15 protein-coding genes are annotated in these 18,620 nt (G+C 60.7%); 1 reads left to right on the top strand and 14 read right to left on the bottom strand.

Translation table 11 applies throughout. From position 1 onward, the window contains the following. Window positions 1–30 precede the first annotated feature (30 nt). Together secA and LG409_RS07205 are read right to left on the bottom strand one after the other, a co-directional pair. Window positions 31–2,754, bottom strand: a complete 2,724-nt coding sequence (gene secA / locus LG409_RS07210; RefSeq protein ID WP_096923161.1) for a preprotein translocase subunit SecA — start codon at window positions 2,752–2,754, stop codon at window positions 31–33. A 93-nt stretch (window positions 2,755–2,847) separates the two neighbouring features. Further along, complete coding sequence (locus tag LG409_RS07205) at window positions 2,848–3,198, bottom strand: hypothetical protein (protein WP_016913527.1); 351 nt, start codon at window positions 3,196–3,198, stop codon at window positions 2,848–2,850. A gap of 110 nt (window positions 3,199–3,308) precedes the next feature. On the opposite strand from LG409_RS07205, the gene LG409_RS07200 reads away from it, so the two are divergent. Next, complete coding sequence (locus LG409_RS07200) at window positions 3,309–3,770, top strand: DUF721 domain-containing protein (protein ID WP_039177359.1); 462 nt, start codon at window positions 3,309–3,311, stop codon at window positions 3,768–3,770. Between the two features lie 125 nt (window positions 3,771–3,895). On the opposite strand, the gene lpxC is transcribed toward LG409_RS07200, so the two are convergent. The 12 genes from lpxC to LG409_RS07140 all read right to left on the bottom strand — a co-directional run bounded on the left by lpxC (window position 3,896) and on the right by LG409_RS07140 (window position 18,618). After that, window positions 3,896–4,807 carry a UDP-3-O-acyl-N-acetylglucosamine deacetylase gene (gene lpxC, locus LG409_RS07195; RefSeq protein ID WP_227407924.1) on the bottom strand — a complete coding sequence of 304 codons (912 nt, stop codon included), beginning with the start codon at window positions 4,805–4,807 and terminating at the stop codon, window positions 3,896–3,898. A 155-nt stretch (window positions 4,808–4,962) separates the two neighbouring features. Then, complete coding sequence (ftsZ, locus tag LG409_RS07190; RefSeq protein WP_039177365.1) at window positions 4,963–6,144, bottom strand: cell division protein FtsZ; 1,182 nt, start codon at window positions 6,142–6,144, stop codon at window positions 4,963–4,965. A 33-nt stretch (window positions 6,145–6,177) separates the two neighbouring features. Beyond that, complete coding sequence (gene ftsA / locus LG409_RS07185; RefSeq protein ID WP_039177368.1) at window positions 6,178–7,467, bottom strand: cell division protein FtsA; 1,290 nt, start codon at window positions 7,465–7,467, stop codon at window positions 6,178–6,180. A gap of 303 nt (window positions 7,468–7,770) precedes the next feature. Further along, window positions 7,771–8,493: a cell division protein FtsQ/DivIB gene (locus LG409_RS07180; protein WP_081137057.1), complete on the bottom strand. Its 723-nt coding sequence runs from the start codon at window positions 8,491–8,493 to the stop codon at window positions 7,771–7,773. Between the two features lie 22 nt (window positions 8,494–8,515). Beyond that, window positions 8,516–9,454: a D-alanine--D-alanine ligase gene (locus LG409_RS07175; RefSeq protein ID WP_039177375.1), complete on the bottom strand. Its 939-nt coding sequence runs from the start codon at window positions 9,452–9,454 to the stop codon at window positions 8,516–8,518. Beyond that, the gene (gene murC / locus LG409_RS07170; protein WP_096923454.1) at window positions 9,451–10,863 is read right to left on the bottom strand and encodes a UDP-N-acetylmuramate--L-alanine ligase; all 1,413 of its coding nucleotides are present in this window, start codon (window positions 10,861–10,863) and stop codon (window positions 9,451–9,453) included. Before murC ends, LG409_RS07175 begins: the two co-directional genes overlap by 4 nt. A gap of 53 nt (window positions 10,864–10,916) precedes the next feature. Continuing rightward, window positions 10,917–12,014 carry an undecaprenyldiphospho-muramoylpentapeptide beta-N-acetylglucosaminyltransferase gene (gene murG / locus LG409_RS07165; RefSeq protein ID WP_260851406.1) on the bottom strand — a complete coding sequence of 366 codons (1,098 nt, stop codon included), beginning with the start codon at window positions 12,012–12,014 and terminating at the stop codon, window positions 10,917–10,919. Window positions 12,015–12,032: 18 nt separating this feature from the next. Next, entirely contained in the window at window positions 12,033–13,214 is a 1,182-nt protein-coding gene (gene ftsW / locus LG409_RS07160) for a putative lipid II flippase FtsW (protein WP_039177381.1), read from the bottom strand. 11 nt (window positions 13,215–13,225) lie between these two features. Then, on the bottom strand, window positions 13,226–14,605 hold the full coding sequence (gene murD / locus LG409_RS07155) for a UDP-N-acetylmuramoyl-L-alanine--D-glutamate ligase (RefSeq protein ID WP_227407923.1): 1,380 nt from the start codon (window positions 14,603–14,605) through the stop codon (window positions 13,226–13,228). A gap of 75 nt (window positions 14,606–14,680) precedes the next feature. Further along, the gene (mraY, locus tag LG409_RS07150) at window positions 14,681–15,763 is read right to left on the bottom strand and encodes a phospho-N-acetylmuramoyl-pentapeptide-transferase (RefSeq protein WP_039177387.1); all 1,083 of its coding nucleotides are present in this window, start codon (window positions 15,761–15,763) and stop codon (window positions 14,681–14,683) included. A gap of 9 nt (window positions 15,764–15,772) precedes the next feature. Further along, complete coding sequence (locus LG409_RS07145) at window positions 15,773–17,131, bottom strand: UDP-N-acetylmuramoyl-tripeptide--D-alanyl-D-alanine ligase (RefSeq protein WP_227408097.1); 1,359 nt, start codon at window positions 17,129–17,131, stop codon at window positions 15,773–15,775. Further along, complete coding sequence (locus LG409_RS07140; RefSeq protein ID WP_227407922.1) at window positions 17,128–18,618, bottom strand: UDP-N-acetylmuramoyl-L-alanyl-D-glutamate--2,6-diaminopimelate ligase; 1,491 nt, start codon at window positions 18,616–18,618, stop codon at window positions 17,128–17,130. Before LG409_RS07140 ends, LG409_RS07145 begins: the two co-directional genes overlap by 4 nt. Between the last annotated feature and the right edge of the window lie 2 nt (window positions 18,619–18,620).

Below are 18,620 nucleotides of genomic sequence, written 5' to 3'. Positions count from 1 at the left end.
GTTTTTCTCCTTAACGTGCGCTAACGATAATCAGCTTAGTTTGCCGCAGCACTGCTTGTATTTCTTGCCGGAACCACAGATACACGGATCGTTACGGCCGACTTTCGGCCCCTCACGGCGCAGCGGGCGACCATCGGCACCAGGCGCGACTGCCTCACCGTCTTCGCTGGGCGCATCATGGCGGCTGGCCGCTGTGGCCTTCTCACGCGCCAGCTCTTCGCGGCGCTTCTGCTCCAGCGCATCCACTTCTTCTGGTTGGCGCACCTGGACATGACTCAGGATGCGGGTGACATCGGCCTTGATGTTGGTCAGCAGATGCTGGAACAGTTCGAAGGACTCGCGCTTGTACTCCTGCTTGGGGTTCTTCTGGGCGTAGCCACGCAGATGGATACCGCGACGCAGGTGGTCCATGGATTGCAAGTGTTCTTTCCAACGCGTATCCAGCACCTGCAGCATGACCTGCTTCTCGAAACGACGAATCAGTGCCGCGCCCGCCGAGGCAATCTTGGCTTCGTAAGCTTCACGATGCATGGTCTGCAGGCGCTCACGCAGCTTCTCTTCACTGAAGCGCTCATCCTCTTCCGCCCACTGAACCACCGGTGCGTCCAGATTGAACTCGGTTTTCAGATGCGACTCCAGGCCATGCAGATCCCACTGCTCGGCCAGGCTCTGCGGCGGCACGTAGGTGCTGATGGCCTCTTCCATCACCTCCTCACGAATACCCAGCACGGCGCTCGATACGTCGTCAGAGGCGAGAATTTCGTTACGCTGCTCGTAAATGACGCGGCGCTGGTCGTTGGCGACGTCATCGTACTCGAGCAGCTGCTTACGAATATCGAAGTTGCGCCCCTCGACTTTCTTCTGGGCACGCTCGACGGCGTTGGACACCATCTTGTGCTCGATGGCTTCGCCACGCTCCAGACCCAGCGCCTGCATCAAGCGCTTCACTCGGTCCGAGCCGAACAGTCGCATCAGGCTGTCTTCCAGCGAGAGGAAGAAGCGCGTGGAGCCAGGGTCGCCCTGACGGCCCGCACGGCCACGCAGCTGATTGTCGATACGACGCGATTCGTGGCGTTCGGAACCGATCACGTGCAGCCCGCCAGCTGCCAGTACCGCATCATGACGCTCCTGCCACTCGGCTTTCAGGGCATCGAGCTGGGCCTGGGTCGGGTTCTGCAGCTTGGCGGCATCAGCCTCCCAGTTGCCGCCCAGCATGATATCGGTACCACGACCGGCCATGTTGGTGGCAATGGTGATGGCGCCGGGACGCCCGGCCTGGGCAATGATTTCGGCTTCGCTCTGGTGCTGCTTGGCATTGAGCACGCTGAATTTGAGGCCCGCGTCACGCATCAGGCGTGCCAGATATTCGGAGGTCTCGATGGAAGCCGTACCGACCAGCACCGGGCGGCCCGCCTCGGTCTCGGCAGAGACGTCCTTGATGATCGCTTCGTACTTCTCTTCGGCACTCAGGTAGACGAGGTCGTTGAGATCCTTGCGTGCCAGAGGCCGGTTGGTGGGAATGACGATGACGTCGAGGCCGTAGATCTGACGAAACTCGAAGGCCTCGGTATCTGCAGTACCGGTCATGCCCGCCAGTTTTTCATAAAGGCGGAAGTAATTCTGGAAGGTGGTCGATGCCAGGGTCTGGCTTTCACGCTGAACGGTAACGCCCTCTTTGGCCTCGACCGCCTGGTGCAGGCCTTCCGACCAGCGGCGGCCAGGCATGGTGCGCCCAGTGTGCTCATCGACGATGACCACTTGCCCGTCGGCGACGATGTAGTCGACGTCAAGATGATAGAGGTGCCGCGCCCGCAGCGCCGAGTGCATGTGCTGCAACAGGTTGAGGTTTTGCGCCGCATAGAGCGAATCGCCTTCGCCCAGCAAGCCTTCGGCGCGCATCAGCTCCTCGACCTTGTTATGGCCTTGCTCGGTGAGCTCGACCTGCTTCTGCTTCTCGTCCAGCACGAAGTCGCCTTCGACAGGAGCGTCTTCGTCTTCGGATACTTCCGCCTGCTCCAGCTGCTGGGCCAGACGGTTGACGATGGTGTACAGCTCGGTGTTCTCGTCCACCGCACCGGAAATGATCAGCGGCGTACGTGCTTCGTCGATCAGGATGGAGTCCACTTCGTCGACAATGGCATAGTGCAAACCGCGCTGCACCTTGTCCTCCAGCGAGAACGCCATGTTGTCGCGCAGGTAGTCGAAGCCAAACTCGTTGTTGGTGCCGTAGGTGATGTCACATTGGTAGGCGTGGCGCTTCTCTTCACCGGTCTGGCCAGCAAAAATCACCCCTATCGACAGCCCCAGGAACTCATACAGCGGGCGCATCCACTCGGCATCACGGCGGGCCAGATAGTCGTTCACCGTGACCACGTGTACCCCTTTGCCCGTCAAGGCATTCAGGTATACCGCCAGCGTGCCCACCAGGGTCTTGCCCTCGCCGGTTTTCATTTCGGCGATACGGCCGCGGTGCAGCGTCATGCCACCGACCATCTGCACATCGAAGTGACGCATGCCCATGACTCGCTTGCCGGCTTCGCGCACTACCGCAAAGGCCTCAGGCAGCAGTTTATCCAGGCTTTCCCCAGCCTCCAGACGCTGGCGCAGCTCGGCCGTCTTGGCCTGCAGCTCGCCATCGCTCAAGCCGACCAGAGTCTCTTCCAGCACGTTGACACTCTGCACGCTCTTGAGCATGCGTTTGACTTCACGGTCGTTCTTGGAGCCAACGACTTTGCGTAACAAGGAATTAATCATGAAATATCCACATCAACAGGAGCGACCTCTTCAGGCGCACTCTTTCATAGGGTCAATTAACGTCGGGTAAATGAACGTACCGCTAGCGGCAGGTCAACGGGCTGGCGGCCCCCGAGGAGAGCATACATCCAGAGCGACCGTCTGGCGGGGCATGACGGGAAAGAAAGAGATAAAGCTTTTCAGAACAGGAAGTTGACGCTGCTGACGTGCTACCCAGCGCCTTAGCGCGCGGCGCTTTTTGGCGATCCACTGCGACTGGGCACGCAGCATGGCGGGCACCCAAAAGCAGATACACACGCTCCGGTCGCTGCTGCGCAGATCGGAAGGGTGTAAACTGGCGGGCAGCAGACAGCTCACCAGCAGGCCCGCAAGCCACCAACGCGCCAGCCCATGGCGACGATGTCGCCGAGGCAGAGCAGATAATGTATCGAGCGTTGATGGCATGCTGTGGCGTGGCTCCTGAGCGTGTTAGGCTCTGTCGATAGACGAAAAACATGGGTGCTGCGCGCACTCGTCAGCACGATACTATCCGCAACACCCCAGGAATCAGGTAAATGAGTATAAAGGTTAAGCGTTCCCGCGCACAGCCCATTACCCAATTGCTGAACACGTCCGCTGGCGCAGGCCATCTGATGCGTCAGTCGCGCCTGATCGATCAAGCCCAGACTCATCTTCGGGCCCACTTGCCCGAAGAGATGCGTGCGCATGTGTTCGTCGGCGGCTTCAGCAATGGACGACTGACCCTGATCAGCAGCCAGGCCAGCTGGTTGACCTGGTTGCGCTACGAGCAACCGCGCCTTTTGAGCCTCCTGCAGCAACTCCCCGGCTTTGCAGGGGTCACTGGCTTTACGCTGAAAGTACGCCCCGTACGCACCGTGACACCACCGGCACGCTATGCGCGCACTCTCTCTACCAGCGCTGGCACGACCCTCATGGAGTGCGCCGAAGACACCGAACACCCCAAGCTGAAGCAGGCTCTGGAGCGCCTTGCTTCGCATGCCCAGCGCTCTTCATGAGCCACCTGCGCAGCACGTCATACACCTGACTGTCAGGCCAAACGCAATAAAGCACCGCATGGCGGTGCTTTATTATTAGTGGGGGGCATTCCCCCGATTTCAACCTGCGCGCTTCAAAAACCACGTCACGCCATGGCGGGTGCCGCATAGGAGATAGGCGCAACAGCCTTCTCTTCTTCGAAGGTCACGATTTCGTAGGCATCGGGCTGCGCCATCAGCTCACGGCACAGACGATTGTTGAGGGCATGGCCGGATTTCACGCCACGGAACTCGCCAATCAGGCTGTAGCCAAGCTGATACAGATCGCCGATGGCGTCGAGCACCTTGTGCTTCACGAATTCGTCCTCGTAGCGCAGACCACCTTCATTCACGATACGGTAATCATCCACCACGATGGCGTTGTCGAGACTGCCACCCAGCGCCAGATTGTTCGAGCGCAGGTATTCCAGGTCACGCATGAAGCCAAAGGTTCTGGCCCGAGAGACTTCCTTGACAAACGAGGTCGTGGAAAAGTCGATCAATGCCGTCTGCTTCTGCTGCTCGAAGACAGGATGGTCGAAGTCGATGGCAAATGACACCTTGAAGCCTTGATGGGGCAGGAATACGGCTTCCTTGTCACCATCACTGACCGCCACACGACGCTTGATGCGAATGAATTTCTTGGCCGCGTCCTGTTCGAGAATACCTGCAGACTGGATGAGGAAAACGAACGGGCTGGCGCTACCATCCATGATCGGCACTTCCGCGGCACTGATATCCACGTAGGCATTGTCGATACCCAAGCCCGCAAAGGCAGACATGAGGTGCTCGACGGTGGCTACCTTGACGCCTTCATAGGAAAGTGCCGTGCACAAGGTAGTGTCTTCCACCAGCTCGGCGCGGGCAGGAACGTGAACCACTGGGTCCAGATCGGTTCTGACAAACACAATACCCGTGTTGGCCGGTGCCGGGCGCAAAGCCAGATGGACTTTCTTGCCAGAGTGCAGACCCACTCCAGTGGCGCGGATGACGTTTTGTAGTGTGCGTTGTCTGATCATGGGCAGTGGTCAAGCTCTAATATCGGCGGCGTGTAACGAGTCGCTACCCAGCCGCAGGGGGAGAAAAGTTATCAAACAGTGTTCACTTTAACAGCAAACGAGCGTTTTACCAATAAAACTCTCGTTTGCTGCCTCAATAAACCTGATAGCGCAGATCAATCTGCCTGGCGGCGCAGGAACGCGGGGATATCCAGATAGTCATCGGCATCGGCCGAACGACGTTTTTCAGGGCGTGGCTTGGCTGCTGCTTCCGGCGCTTCGGCACGCGCGGTAGCCTGTTGCCGCATGACGGTGGGCTGCTGCAATTTACGGTAGTCGGAGCCACCGGCATCTGCAGCGGAGCGGCGTGCCGGTTCGCGAGACACGGCCTTGGCCTTGCTGCCATCCAGGCCAGCCGCCACAACGGTCACGCGCAGCTCGTCGGACATTTCCATATCGATGGAAGTACCCACGACGATGGTGGCTTCCTGAGAGGCGAACTCCTGCACCGTGGCACCGACGTCATTGAACTCGCCAATGGATAGGTCGGGGCCAGCCGTGATGTTGACCAGAATGCCGCGGGCACCGTGCAGGTCGATATCTTCCAGCAGCGGGCTGCGGATGGCTTTCTCTGCAGCTTCACGGGCACGGTTCTCACCAGTGGCGCCGCCAGTACCCATCATCGCCATGCCCATTTCGGACATGACAGTACGCACGTCGGCAAAGTCGACGTTGATGATGCCCGGGCTGGTGATCAGCTCGGCAATGCCTTGCACTGCGCCCAGCAGGACGTCGTTGGCAGCGCTGAATGCCGTCAGCAGGGTCGCGTTCTTGCCCAGCACCGACAGCAGCTTTTCGTTGGGGATGGTGATCAACGAGTCGACATGCTCGGAAAGCTCTTTCATGCCCTCCTCGGCCGCTCGCATGCGCTTTGGCCCTTCGAACGGGAAGGGACGGGTGACCACGGCAACCGTCAGAATGCCCAGCTCTTTGGCGACCTGGGCAACCACCGGAGCGCCTCCTGTCCCCGTGCCACCGCCCATACCGGCAGTGATGAAGACCATGTCGGCGCCACTGAGCAGCTCGGCAATACGATCACGATCTTCCATCGCGGCCTGACGGCCCACCTCAGGGTTGGCGCCTGCGCCCAGCCCTTTGGTGATTTCCCCCCCCAACTGAAGCACCGTTTTTGCCGACACCCGCTTGAGCGCCTGTGCATCGGTGTTTGCGCAAATGAATTCGACGCCTTCGATGTTGCTCTCGACCATGTGGTTGACAGCATTGCCGCCGCCACCGCCAACACCGACTACTTTAATGACCGCACTGCTCGAGGGTGCGTTATCTACCAATTCGAACATAAGCCCCGTCTCCTGAACCGCGTCGCGGCCCTATCAGAAATTTCCTTTGAACCAGCCTTTGATTCTTGCCAGCGCCGAATGGCCATCCTTGATATCACGTCGGGCAAATTCACTGCGTCCTTTGTGTCCCGCAGCGCTTCCCCCGTGGCTTTCTAGGCCTTGCCCATGACGCGTTTCCTGCAGTGCATAGTGCAGCAAACCAACGCCCGTCGCATAGATAGGATTGCGAACCACATCTGCCAAGCCTCTGACATTTTGTGGGCAGGCAATACGAACCGGCATGTGAAAAATTTCTTCGGCCAATTCGCTGACACCTTCCATGCGTGAAGTGCCGCCGGTAAGCACCACTCCCGCCGCCACCATATCTTCATAGCCACTGCGGCGTAATTCGTCTCTGACCAGCGTGAAGAGCTCTTCATAGCGAGGCTCCACGACTTCTGCCAACGCTTGGCGCGACAGATCTCGTGCCGCGCGATCGCCCACGCTGGGTACTTTGATCATTTCATCGCTGGCGGCCAGCTGCGTCAGCGCGCAAGCGTATTTTACCTTGATTTCTTCTGCGTGCTGAGTGGGCGTGCGCAACGCCATGGCGATATCGTTGGTGACCTGATCACCCGCGATCGGTATGACCGCCGTATGGCGTATAGCACCTTCGCTGAAGATGGCCATGTCAGTGGTTCCCCCACCGATATCGACCATACAGACACCGAGCTCGCGCTCGTCTTCGGTCAGTACCGCCATGCTGGATGCCAGCTGTTCCAGAATAATAGCATCCACATCCAGACCGCACCGCCGCACGCACTTTTCGATGTTCTGCACGGCATTCAAGGCAGCCGTGACCAGATGCACCTGAGCTTCCAAACGAACCCCGGACATGCCCAACGGTTCGCGGATGCCCCCTTGGGCGTCGATGGAAAACTCCTGGGGTAATACATGCAGCACTCGCTGCCCTTCGGAAATGGCCCGTGCCCGCGCGGAATCGATGACCCGTTCGATATCGTAAGGAGTGACTTCGCGCTCCTTGATGGCCACCACGCCGTCGGAATTCATGGAGCTGATATGGCTGCCTGCCACACCGACATAGACGGAATGGATGTCGCAACCCGCCATCAGCTCTGCTTCTTCTACTGCACGCTGAATCGACTGAACCGTGGATTCGATATTGATGACCACTCCCCGCTTCATGCCACGAGAAGGGTGAGAACCGATACCGGCGATTTCAATCCCACCATCATCGGTGGGTTGACCGACTATCGCGACGACCTTGGACGTTCCAATGTCCAGCCCGACAACCATATTGGATGCGTTGGGTGAGCCTGCCATGAGTCGGTAAATCTCCTTGTCGTCGTTTTATAAGAACGGGGATCGCTTTTAATGCTTAAGCAAAAGCAGGCGAAACCCAAAGATAAAATAAATAACCTGACTAAAACTGTGTGACGCCGCTAACCGCTGACCGAATAATAAAAACTGACCCACAGCATCGCCTGGGACATAGTATAGAAACAATAGCCACAATACGACTAGCCCAAACCAACGATAATTGGCTTGGAAAGCATTTTAAACCCCATAAAAGGGTTTTTTAGCGGGCCGACCTGCCCATTTACCCGATTTTTTGCACATTGCGCCTTATAGTGACTCGCCCTCCTCCTCCGGAACCTCGGTTTCACCGTGCCACGCCACCGCCACACCATTGGGATAGCGCAAGTCGATATAGCGAATATGCTCGCCCACGCTACCCAGCTCACGCTGCCAGGAGGCCGACAGCCGGGCAAGTCGTTCGCCATGGTGACGACGCCCCAACATTACCCAGGTGCCTTGATCAAGTTGAAGTCGCCAGGCACCACGAGGCTCCAGGCGGAGCTGAGCCAGCGTCAACGACAGCCCGGCAAAGTGCGGCGTCAAGCGCTGATAATAGGCCAGCACTTCCGCACTGCTTTCCTGAGGGCCCGCCAGATCGGGCAACCCAGGGGGCACGGCAAGAGGCGCATAGGAGAAAGGTTCGCCTCGCGGGTTAAGCAGGAAGTCGTCATTCCAGCGGGCTACCGGCGTCTGTTCTATCAATTCGAAGACCAGCGCATTGGGCCACTCTCTGGAGATTCGCACTTCATCCAGCCAACCAATCTCCAGCGCATTGCGGCGCAGCTCGCCCAAGTCCGCCGATAACCAGGTAATGTCCTGAACCAGCGGGGCCAGCTGTGAACGCAAATAGTCGGCGCTCACGTATTCCCACTCGCCTCGAATGGAGACGCGCTCGATAGGGCGATCCAACCAAAGCCATAGCGCTCGGCTCCCCGCCCCCAGCAGCAATGCCAGTAGAACGATACCGAGCCACGCATTGCGCTTCTTCATAAGGAACTCATGCCATGCCCCGTCACGAATCGCGCGCCAGTGCAGTGGTCAAAATACGCATCACCAGCTGGTCGAAATCGATACCGGCGTGGGCCGCCGCCTGAGGCACGAGGCTATGGTCGGTCATGCCGGGCACGGTATTCACTTCGATCAGCCAGAAATCGCCCGCGGCATCACGCATCACATCGATACGCCCCCAGCCCTCTCCGCCGACGGCCAGGAAGGCCTCTTTGCACAGCGCGGCCAACGCCTGCTCGTCTTGCGACGACAAGCCACAGGGCAAATGGTACTGGGTGGTGTTGGTCAGATACTTGGCTTCATAATCATAAAACCCACCCGGCACCTCGACACGAATGGCAGGCAGCACGTCATCGCCCAGCAGGCCGACGGTGTACTCGTCCCCCGTGATGAAGCGCTCTGCCATGACCCTGGCATCGAAAGTGGCAGCCTGGGCATAGGCCGCTTTCAGCTCATCGAGGCTGCGGACGATACTGATACCCAGAGTCGAGCCTTCGTGTACCGGCTTGACCATCATGGGAAGCCCTAGCTGAGCTACCACTGCCTCCCAGTCCGAAGCGGCATTCAGCATGATGCACTCCGGCGTGGGCAGGCCGACGGCTTGCCACACCTGCTTGGTACGCTGCTTGTCCATTCCCAGCGCCGAAGCCAGTACGCCACTGCCGGTGTAAGGCAAACCGAGCAGCTCCAATGCGCCCTGCAGCGCACCATCTTCACCGCCACGCCCATGCAGTGCGATGAACACCGCGGTGGGATCGAGGCGCTCGAGGCCCGCCAGCCCACCCTCTTTGAGATCGTAACCCTGCGCATTCACGCCTTGACGCTGCAAGGCGCTCAACACGGCGGCACCACTCTTGAGCGACACCTCCCGCTCGGCCGACATGCCGCCGTAGACCACGACGACACGCTCCAGGCCAGCCTGCTGCGTTTGCCCTGATGTCATAGCACCACCTCTTTCATGACCAGCTTGGCTTGGGCAAGGCGCAGTGAAATGCCGCCCACATCGCCCGCGCCCTGGGTAATCAGAATATCGCCTGGACGCAGCACGTTGTTGAGCAGGGCAGGCAGCTCGTGCTTGTGCTCCACGAACAGCGGATCGACATCGCCACGTTGACGGATGGAGCCTGCCAGGGTCTTGCCTTCAGCACCCGGCACCACCGCCTCGCCAGCGCTGTACACGTCGAGCAGCACCAGCGTATCCACCTGAGACAGTACGCGTACGAAGTCTTCGTAGAGATCGCGGGTACGGCTGTAACGGTGGGGCTGGTAGAGCATCACCAGGCGGCGCTCGGGCCAGCCGGCACGCACCGCCTGAATGACCATGTCCACTTCACGCGGATGGTGACCGTAATCGTCGACCAGCATGATCTCGCCTTCGCCGACCGGTGCCGGATAGTGGCCATGGACCTGAAAGCGCCGCCCTACGCCCGCAAACCCCATGAGACCGCGCTGAATGGCGTCATCACTGACTCCGGCGTCGGTCGCCACCACGATGGCCGCCATGGCGTTCAAGGCATTATGACGGCCAGGCATGGCCAGTCGAATGGCCAACGGAGGCGCGCCACCGGGCCGCAGTGCCGTGAAGGAAACTTCCCCGGCCTGCTGACTAAAATCCACGATGCGGTAATCGGCATCTTCATCGAAGCCGTAGGTCACGAACTGGCGCTTGATACGCTCGCACAGCCCGCGCACGTGGGGATCATCGATACACAGCACCGCCAGGCCGTAGAAAGGCAGATTGTGCAAGAACTCGATGAAGGTGTTTTTCAAACGCTCGAAGTCACCCCCATAAGTGGCCATGTGGTCAGCATCGATATTGGTGACGATGGACACCATGGGCTGAAGGTGAAGAAACGACGCATCGGATTCGTCGGCCTCGGCCACCAGATAATCGCCCTCCCCCAGGCGAGCATTGGCGCCTGCGCTGGTGAGTTTGCCACCGATCACGAAAGTTGGGTCCAGGCCGCCCTCTGCCAACAGGGTAGCCGTCAGGCTGGTCGTGGTGGTCTTGCCGTGAGTACCGGCCACGGCAATGCCGTGACGAAAGCGCATCAGCTCGGCGAGCATTTCCGCACGCCGCACCACCGGCACGCGGTGGTCATGAGCCCAGCGAATTTCAGGGTTGGCTTCATCGATGGCACTGGAGACGACGACCACATCCGCGCCTTCCACGTTTTCCTTGGCATGCCCAATGAATACATCGACGCCGCACTGACGCAAGCGCTCCACGACAGTGGAGGCTTTCATGTCACTACCGCTGACCTGGTACCCCTGATTGGCGAGCACCTCGGCAATGCCGCACATTCCGGCACCGCCAATACCGACGAAATGAAGCCGCTGGATACGGCGCATACCCGGGCCGCTCGGGCCACTCAGCTGCGGCGACGTATGATTGACTGACTCGGTCACGCAGTTTCTCCTTGCTTCACCAGCGAGAGACAGCCTTCGGCCAGGCGCTCGGTCGCGTTCAAAGACGCGGCTTGACGTGCCTTGACGGCCATCTCTGCCAGAGTCTCTGGGTGGAGTAATTGTTCCAAAAGGTTACTTAAATAATCAGGCGTCAGCTCGGCCTGAACGATACATAGGGCCGCGCCCGCCTGGACCAGCACGTCGGCATTTACCCGTTGATGGTCGTCCACGGCAAAAGGAAACGGCACCAGCAACGCGGGCTTGGCCGCCGCCGCCAGTTCGGCAATCGTCAGCGCACCGGCTCGGCAAACGACCAGATCTGCCCAGGCATAGGCAGCGGCCATATCATCGATGAACGGCGAAACCTCGGCGACTACCGCCTGTTGAGCATAGGCCTCTGCCGTGGCGAGATCGCGCTCCTTGCCAGCCTGGTGACGCACCTCGGGACGTCGCTCCGGCGGCAGCGCAGCCAAGGCCACAGGCAGGCGCTCGTTCAACGCTACCGCGCCCAGGGAGCCGCCTACCACCAACAGGCGCAGCGGCCTGCCCTGCATGTCGGCCACCTGGCGGGGCTGCTCGCCCAGCGCGGCGATATCATCACGTACCGGGTTGCCGATCACCTCGGCACGCGTGCCAAACGCATTTTCGAACGCGGCATACGTCCGCGTCGCCAGTCGCGACAACACCTTGTTGGTCAGCCCTGCCACGGCATTCTGTTCATGAATGACCAGCGGAATACCCGATAACCGGGCCGCCAGACCGCCAGGGCCGCTGGCGAATCCGCCCAGCCCCACCACGACATCCGGCTTGAAACGCTTGATGACACCACGTGCCTGGAGCACCGCGCGCGACAGGTTGAGCGGTGCCTTGAGCCAGCCAGCGGCGCCATTGCCGCGCAACCCACTGATCGCAATGGTATGCAGCAGAATGCCCGCCTCGGGCACCAGGCGGTTTTCAATTCCCCGTGGGCTACCCAACCACTCTACGGTTACTCCCTGGGCCTGGAGGGCACGCGCCAGCGAGAGCGCCGGAATGACGTGCCCTCCCGTTCCTCCCGCCATGACCAATACCCGTCGACCCGCATGTATCGCCACAAACAGCTCCTTGAATAATTACGTCAACCGCGGCTCTCGGCGAGCACGGTAAGGCGTCGACAATCGGCGCGGGCGATGCCGAGTTTCTGCATCCACCCGGAGCAACAGCCCCACCATCATCCCAGTGACCAGCAGACTGGACCCCCCGTAGCTGATCAGCGGCAGGGTCAGCCCTTTGGTCGGCAGCAAGCCAGCACTCACCGCCATATTGATAAACGCCTGAGCCGCCACGATAAAGCCGATTCCGTAACTCACGTAGGCACCGAACAGATGCCCGGCCAACTCTGCTCGCCGGCCCACCCACATGGCCCGCACGATGAACAGGGTGAACAGCAGCACCACGGCAATCGCTCCGATCATGCCCAGCTCTTCGGCCACCACCGCAAAAATGAAGTCCGTATGGGCTTCAGGGAGATAGTGCAGCTTCTGCACGCTGTTGCCCAATCCGGTGCCGGTCACATGACCACGCCCAAACGCGATCAATGCCTGCGTCAGCTGATACCCGGTGGCGAACTGGTCGGCCCACGGGTCCAGGAAGCTGGTCCAGCGCGCCAGTCGATACGGCTCCATGACGACCATCATCACGGCACCAAACCCCAGTACCCCCCCACTGCCCAGCAACAGCGTCAGCGAAGCGCCACTCATCATCAGCATGCCGATTACACAGACGGCATACACCACCATGCCGCCGAAATCCGGGGCAAGAAACAGCAGGAAGGCAGGAATAGCCAGTACTGCCAAGGGGCGCCACATGGTAAAAGCACGCTGGCGCAATTCGTAAGTGAAGCGCGACATGAACGCTGCCATGTAAAAGATCAGCCCCAGCTTGCCGAATTCCGAGACTTGCAGGCTGGGAAGCGGCCCCGGCAGGGCAATCCAGCGCTTGCTGCCGTTGACCTCTTGACCCACGGCCAGTACCACGACCAGCATGAAGATGCTGAACAGCAGCAGCAATGCCGCGTTCTGACGCCACAGCTCCAGCGGCACACACACCATGAACAGGCATGCCATGATGGCCAGCACCAGAAAGATGCCGTGCTGGCGGGCATAGTGATAGCTATTTTCCAGTAGCCCTATCGACGCGGAGCTGACCATGACCCAGCCCAGCCCCGCCAGCGCGACCGCCGCGACAATCAGCCAGACATCGCAAGGCAGGTGGCGGGTTGCCAGCGCTTCACGCAGTCGTTGCACCCTACTCATTGATTCGTCGCTCATGGGGCACTCTCACGCTGTTTCTGCTCGATCCAGTCGCGAAACAGGTCGCCCCGCGCCTGGTAGTTGGCGAATTGGTCCAGGCTGGCACACGCTGGCGAGAGCAACACACAATCCCCTGGCTCGGCCAGGTGCCATGCTGCTTCCATCGCCTGTGTCAGCGTTTCGACACGCTGAGTGTGAAGGCAAGGGCCAAGCACGCTGTCGAGACGCTCGGCGTCTGCGCCATAGAGTAGCGCGGCCTTTGCGTAGCTCGCCAGCGGCGCGGCCAGCGGCGTAAAGTCGGCACCTTTGCCCACGCCACCGGCCAGCAGGATGATCTTGCCTGTGAGCGCGACGCCAATACCATTGATGGCTGCCAGGGTCGCGCCGACGTTGGTCCCTTTGGAGTCGTTGACCCAGCGAACCCCGTTCACCTCAGCAACGGCTTCACTACGGTGCGGCAGCCCCTTGAACGTGGTCAACACCTCGCACATGGCCTGACGATCGAAGCCCAGCGCCTGGCCCATGGCCAGCGCTGCCAGCGCGTTCAACTGATTGTGCTGTCCGGTGATGGCCAGCTCATCCACCGCCAGCCACGGCGTCTCGCCGTGCATCAAATAGCGGCGTCCATCGATATCGGCCAATCCCCAGTCACTGCCGGACGGGACACCTACCCCGAAACGCTCGACACGCTCCAGGGCATCTAGAGGCCAGGTCATGGGGTCATCGGCGTTGACCACCGCGTGCTCCGCGCCGATGAAAATGCGCTGCTTCGCCTCACGGTAACCCGCAAGATCGCCATGACGGTCCAGATGGTCATCGCATAGATTGAGAAACGCAGCCGACGCCGCCCCCAGGCAAGGCGTCGTTTCCAGTTGAAAGCTGGATAGTTCGAGGATGAAAAGCTCGGCATCGGGGTGGTCGGCCAACAGATCCAGAGCCGCCGTGCCCAGGTTACCCCCCACGGCAGCGTACACTCCCGAGGCCTTGGCCATTTCGCCTAATAACGTAGTCACCGTGGACTTGGCATTGGAACCCGTAATCGCCGCCACCGGGGCACGCACCAGACGCCTGAACAGCGCCGTTTCGCCCACCAGTATCGGCTCGCCGGTGGCAGGATTGACGCGCTCCAACAGCCCGTCGAGGCCTGCCGAATGCGGGTCGACGCCCGGACTGACCACCACCTCGTACGCATCGCTGAAATCCAGCTCGCTCAGCGGCCCACAGTGGCAATCAATCGCTGGATAACGCTGCTGGAACGCGGCGAGGCCAGGCGGCATCTCGCGGGTATCGGCCACCATGAAAGGCACTCCATGGCGGTCCAGGTGGCGACAGATCGCCTGACCGGAAATGCCCAGCCCGACAACAACGGTAACACCCTGAGGTACCTTCACCATGAACGACTCCTTGTGCCTGAGCCAGAGCGGCCTTGTCCAACCTGACACGGCCACCCTGACACGACTACCCAATGACTAACGCACTTTCAGGGTGGCCAGTCCCAGCAGAACGAGGACAACGGTGATGATCCAGAAACGCACGATCACGCGCGGCTCAGGCCATCCCTTGAGTTCGTAATGGTGATGCAGCGGAGCCATGCGGAAGATACGTCGCCCCGTCAGCTTGTAGGAGCCGACCTGCAGAATGACCGACACGGTTTCCAGCACGAAAATACCGCCCATGATGAACAGCACGATCTCCTGGCGCACGATGACCGCCACCACACCCAGGGCGGCCCCTAGCGCCAGCGCACCCACATCGCCCATGAACACCTGGGCGGGATAGGTGTTGAACCACAGAAAGCCGAGGCCAGCACCGGCAATCGTGGCACAGAAAATGGCCAGCTCGCCGGTTCCCTGAATGAAGGGAATATGCAGGTAGTTGGCAAATACGGCATTGCCGCTGGCATAGGCAAACACCGCCAGCCCCATGGCCACCAGCACGGTGGGCATGATGGCCAGACCGTCCAGGCCATCGGTCAGGTTGACGGCATTGGAGCTACCGACGATGACGAAGTAGCTCAATACGATGTAGAACAAGCCCAACGGCAGCGCAACGTCCTTGAACAGCGGAATGAGCAGGCTGGTTTCGGCGGGCGTGGTGGCCGTGGCGTACAGAATGATGGCGGCTCCCAGGCCGACCACCGACTGCCAGAAATACTTCCAACGTGCTGGCAGGCCTCGCGGGTTCTTTTCGACCACTTTACGATAATCGTCGACCCACCCGATGGCGCCAAAGCCCAGCGTCACCAGCAGCACGATCCAGACGTAATAGTTGGTCAGGTCACCCCACAGCAAGGTGCTGATCGCAATCGCCAGCAGGATCATGGCGCCGCCCATGGTCGGCGTACCTGCCTTGGAAAGATGCGACTGGGGGCCGTCGTCGCGAACGGCCTGGCCAATCTGCCCTTCGACCAGGCGACGTATCACCCAAGGCCCCAGCCAAAGGCACAGCATCAGCGCGGTGAGCGCGGCGAGAATGACGCGCAGCGTCAAATAATTGAACACCTGAAACGCAGTTTGGAATTGAGCTAGAAAATTCGCCAAATGAAGTAACATGAACGGCGCTTACCTTGTGTCATCCGCACGCAGCGCAGCAATGACTCTTTCCATGCCGGCACTGCGCGATCCTTTCGCCAGCAGCGTGGCGTCAGGTGGCAGAGAATTAATAACATGACGCACTAGCGTCTCGTGGTCGTCGAAGTGCAGCCCGCGACCAAAGGCATCCGAGGCAGCCTTGGCTGCCTCGCCAACCGTCAACAGCATGTCCAGCCCCAGCGACGCAGCATACGCTCCTACGTCGGCATGCAGCCGTTCAGATTCATCTCCCAGCTCTCCCATCGCGCCCAGGGCGCACCAGCGAGGGGCAGGAAAGCTCGCCAAGGCATCCAGAGCCGCCTTGACCGCGCCAGGGTTGGCATTGTAGGTGTCGTCCAGCAGCGTCGTGCCGCGAATGCCGGTCACCACGCTCAAGCGGCCCTGCAATGCCGACAACCGATTCAGCCCAGCCACGACCTGCGGGGCAGGGACACTCAGCGCCAGGGCGGCGGCAGCGGCGGCCAAGGCGTTACTGACGTTATGCTTGCCGATCAGGGGTAGCGTTACGCCCCCCAACGGCTCACCTCCGACAACGAGCGTGAAAGCATAACGCCCCTGTGAGTCGCAGGAAAGAGCCGAAGCGTTTACGTCCGCATTGCCCTGCACCCCGTAGCTGACCACGCGGCGGGGGGCCGCACAGGCCGCCCAGAAAGGGAAGTAGCGATCATCGGCATTGATGATGGCCACGCCATCCTGATCGAGCCCTGACAGAATTTCGCTCTTGGCCTGGGCAATCTGACCCATGCCACCAAACTCACCTACATGAGCGCCCGTCACGTTGGTGATGATGGCCACCCTGGGGGCCGCCAAACCAACGGTCCAGGCGATTTCACCCAAATGATTGGCCCCCAGTTCGATGACACCCGCCTGGTGCTGTGACCCAAGACGTAACAGTGTCAGCGGCGCCCCGATATCGTTATTGAGGTTGCCGATGGTCGCCAGCACCTCACCGAGTGGCGCCAACAGGGCTGCCACCATCTCCTTGACCGTGGTTTTTCCGCTATTCCCCGTGACCGCCACCAGCGGCAGCGTAAAGCGTCGCCGCCATGCGCCCGCCAACAGCCCCAGCCCCAAGCGCGTATCCGGGTAGCGCAATTGCGGCAGCGGACTCTCCACGGGATGCTCCACCAGTGCCGCCACGGCGCCCAGCTCTCGAGCCTGTTCGACGAAATCGTGACCATCGAAACGCGGGCCTTTCAGGGCAATGAACAGGCAACCCGGCACGATCTGGCGGGTATCCGTCACTACCTGGCTGATCGCAACGTCAGTCGCTTCGCTTGCCAACGGAATACTCAGCGCCGCAGCCACTCCGCCAAGGGTCCACATCAGCGGCCACCTCGCGCCCGAATGGCTTGCTGCACCTGCTCGTCATCCTGGTAGGCGTGTCGAACACCCTCGACTTCCTGATAAGCTTCATGACCCTTGCCAGCCACCAGCACCACATCCTGAGAACCTGCCTGAGCCACGGCATGCAGGATGGCCTGACGCCGATCGCCAATCTCTTCCACCCGCTGCGGCTCGTGAAAACCCGCCAGAATTTGCTGACGAATCTCGGCGGCAGATTCACGGCGAGGATTGTCGTCGGTCACCACCACACGGTCGGCCAGCCGCTCGGCTACCTTGGCCATTTCCGCGCGCTTGCCGGTATCGCGCTCACCACCACAGCCAAACAGGCACCAGAGCTTTCCTTGGCTGCCCAAGTGATCACGCAGTGCTTCCAGCGCATTTTGCAGCGCGTCAGGCGTGTGGGCATAATCCACCACGACACAAGGGGCTTCGCCCCCGCCAAAGCGCGTCATGCGACCCGGCACCGGGCTCAACTTGGTCGTCGCCTCGAACAGCGCGTCCAGCGACTCGCCCAGCCCGTACAACACGCTGATGGCCAGCAGCACGTTATCCAGGTTGAAGCGCCCCAGCAGCGGCAATTCGAGCGCTTTCTCGCCCTCGGGCGTGGCAATCAGAGCCTGCTGACCGGTTTCCAACGGATGCCAATCGAGGATACGCAGCGTTACCGCCTCATCACTGCCCGTCGCCAGCACACGCACATGGGATTCGCACCCTGCCAGCATCAGCCGAGCCAGGGAGTCGTCACCGTTGACCACCGCCAGGGTCAGCTCAGGACGACGGAACAGCTTGGCCTTGGCCGCAGCATAGGCCGCCATGCTGCCGTGATAGTCCAGATGATCCCGGGTCAGATTGGTGAACACGCCGACCGTCACGTTCACTGCTTCCAGACGGTGCTGGTCCAGCGCATGGGAAGAGGCCTCCAGCGCTACACGCTGGACCCCTTGGCGCCCTAGCTGACCCAGGGTGGCCTGCAACGCCAGCGGCCCGGGCGTCGTCAGCCCGGTATCCATTAGCTGCCCCGGGCGCCCAACGCCCAGGGTGCCTATCACTCCAGCCCGAGTGCCCAAGCGCTCACTCAATGCCGCGATATAATGCGTGACCGAGCTTTTGCCGTTGGTTCCCGTGACTGCGATCACCTCCAGGCCATCAGGCACTTGATAAAGCGAGCGCCCCAGCTCACCCAGCCGCAGTGCCAGATGAGGCAGCGAAAGCACCTTGCCCTGCAGCGTCAACTCGGCCTGCCGCGTATGCGCCAGCACCAACGAGGCGCCTCTCTCCAGGGCTTGCTCGATATACTCGCGGCCATCCCCTTGACTACCGGGCACCGCCACGAAGACATCTCCTTGTGCCACCTTGCGCGAATCGGTCACCAGATCGAGCGACACGGGCAGCGGCGGCAGCTCCGGCAAGCCAGCGCCTGGCCACACCGCCTTGAGGGCGGCCCGAAACTGGTCGAGGCTCACAGTCATGC

It is taken from the genome of Halomonas sp. NyZ770, from assembly GCF_020616575.1.
GTDB classification, from domain to species: Bacteria; Pseudomonadota; Gammaproteobacteria; order Pseudomonadales; family Halomonadaceae; genus Vreelandella; species Vreelandella hamiltonii.
The sequence above is the reverse complement of the archived record's forward strand: the minus strand, read 5'-3'. Positions and strand labels throughout refer to the sequence as shown.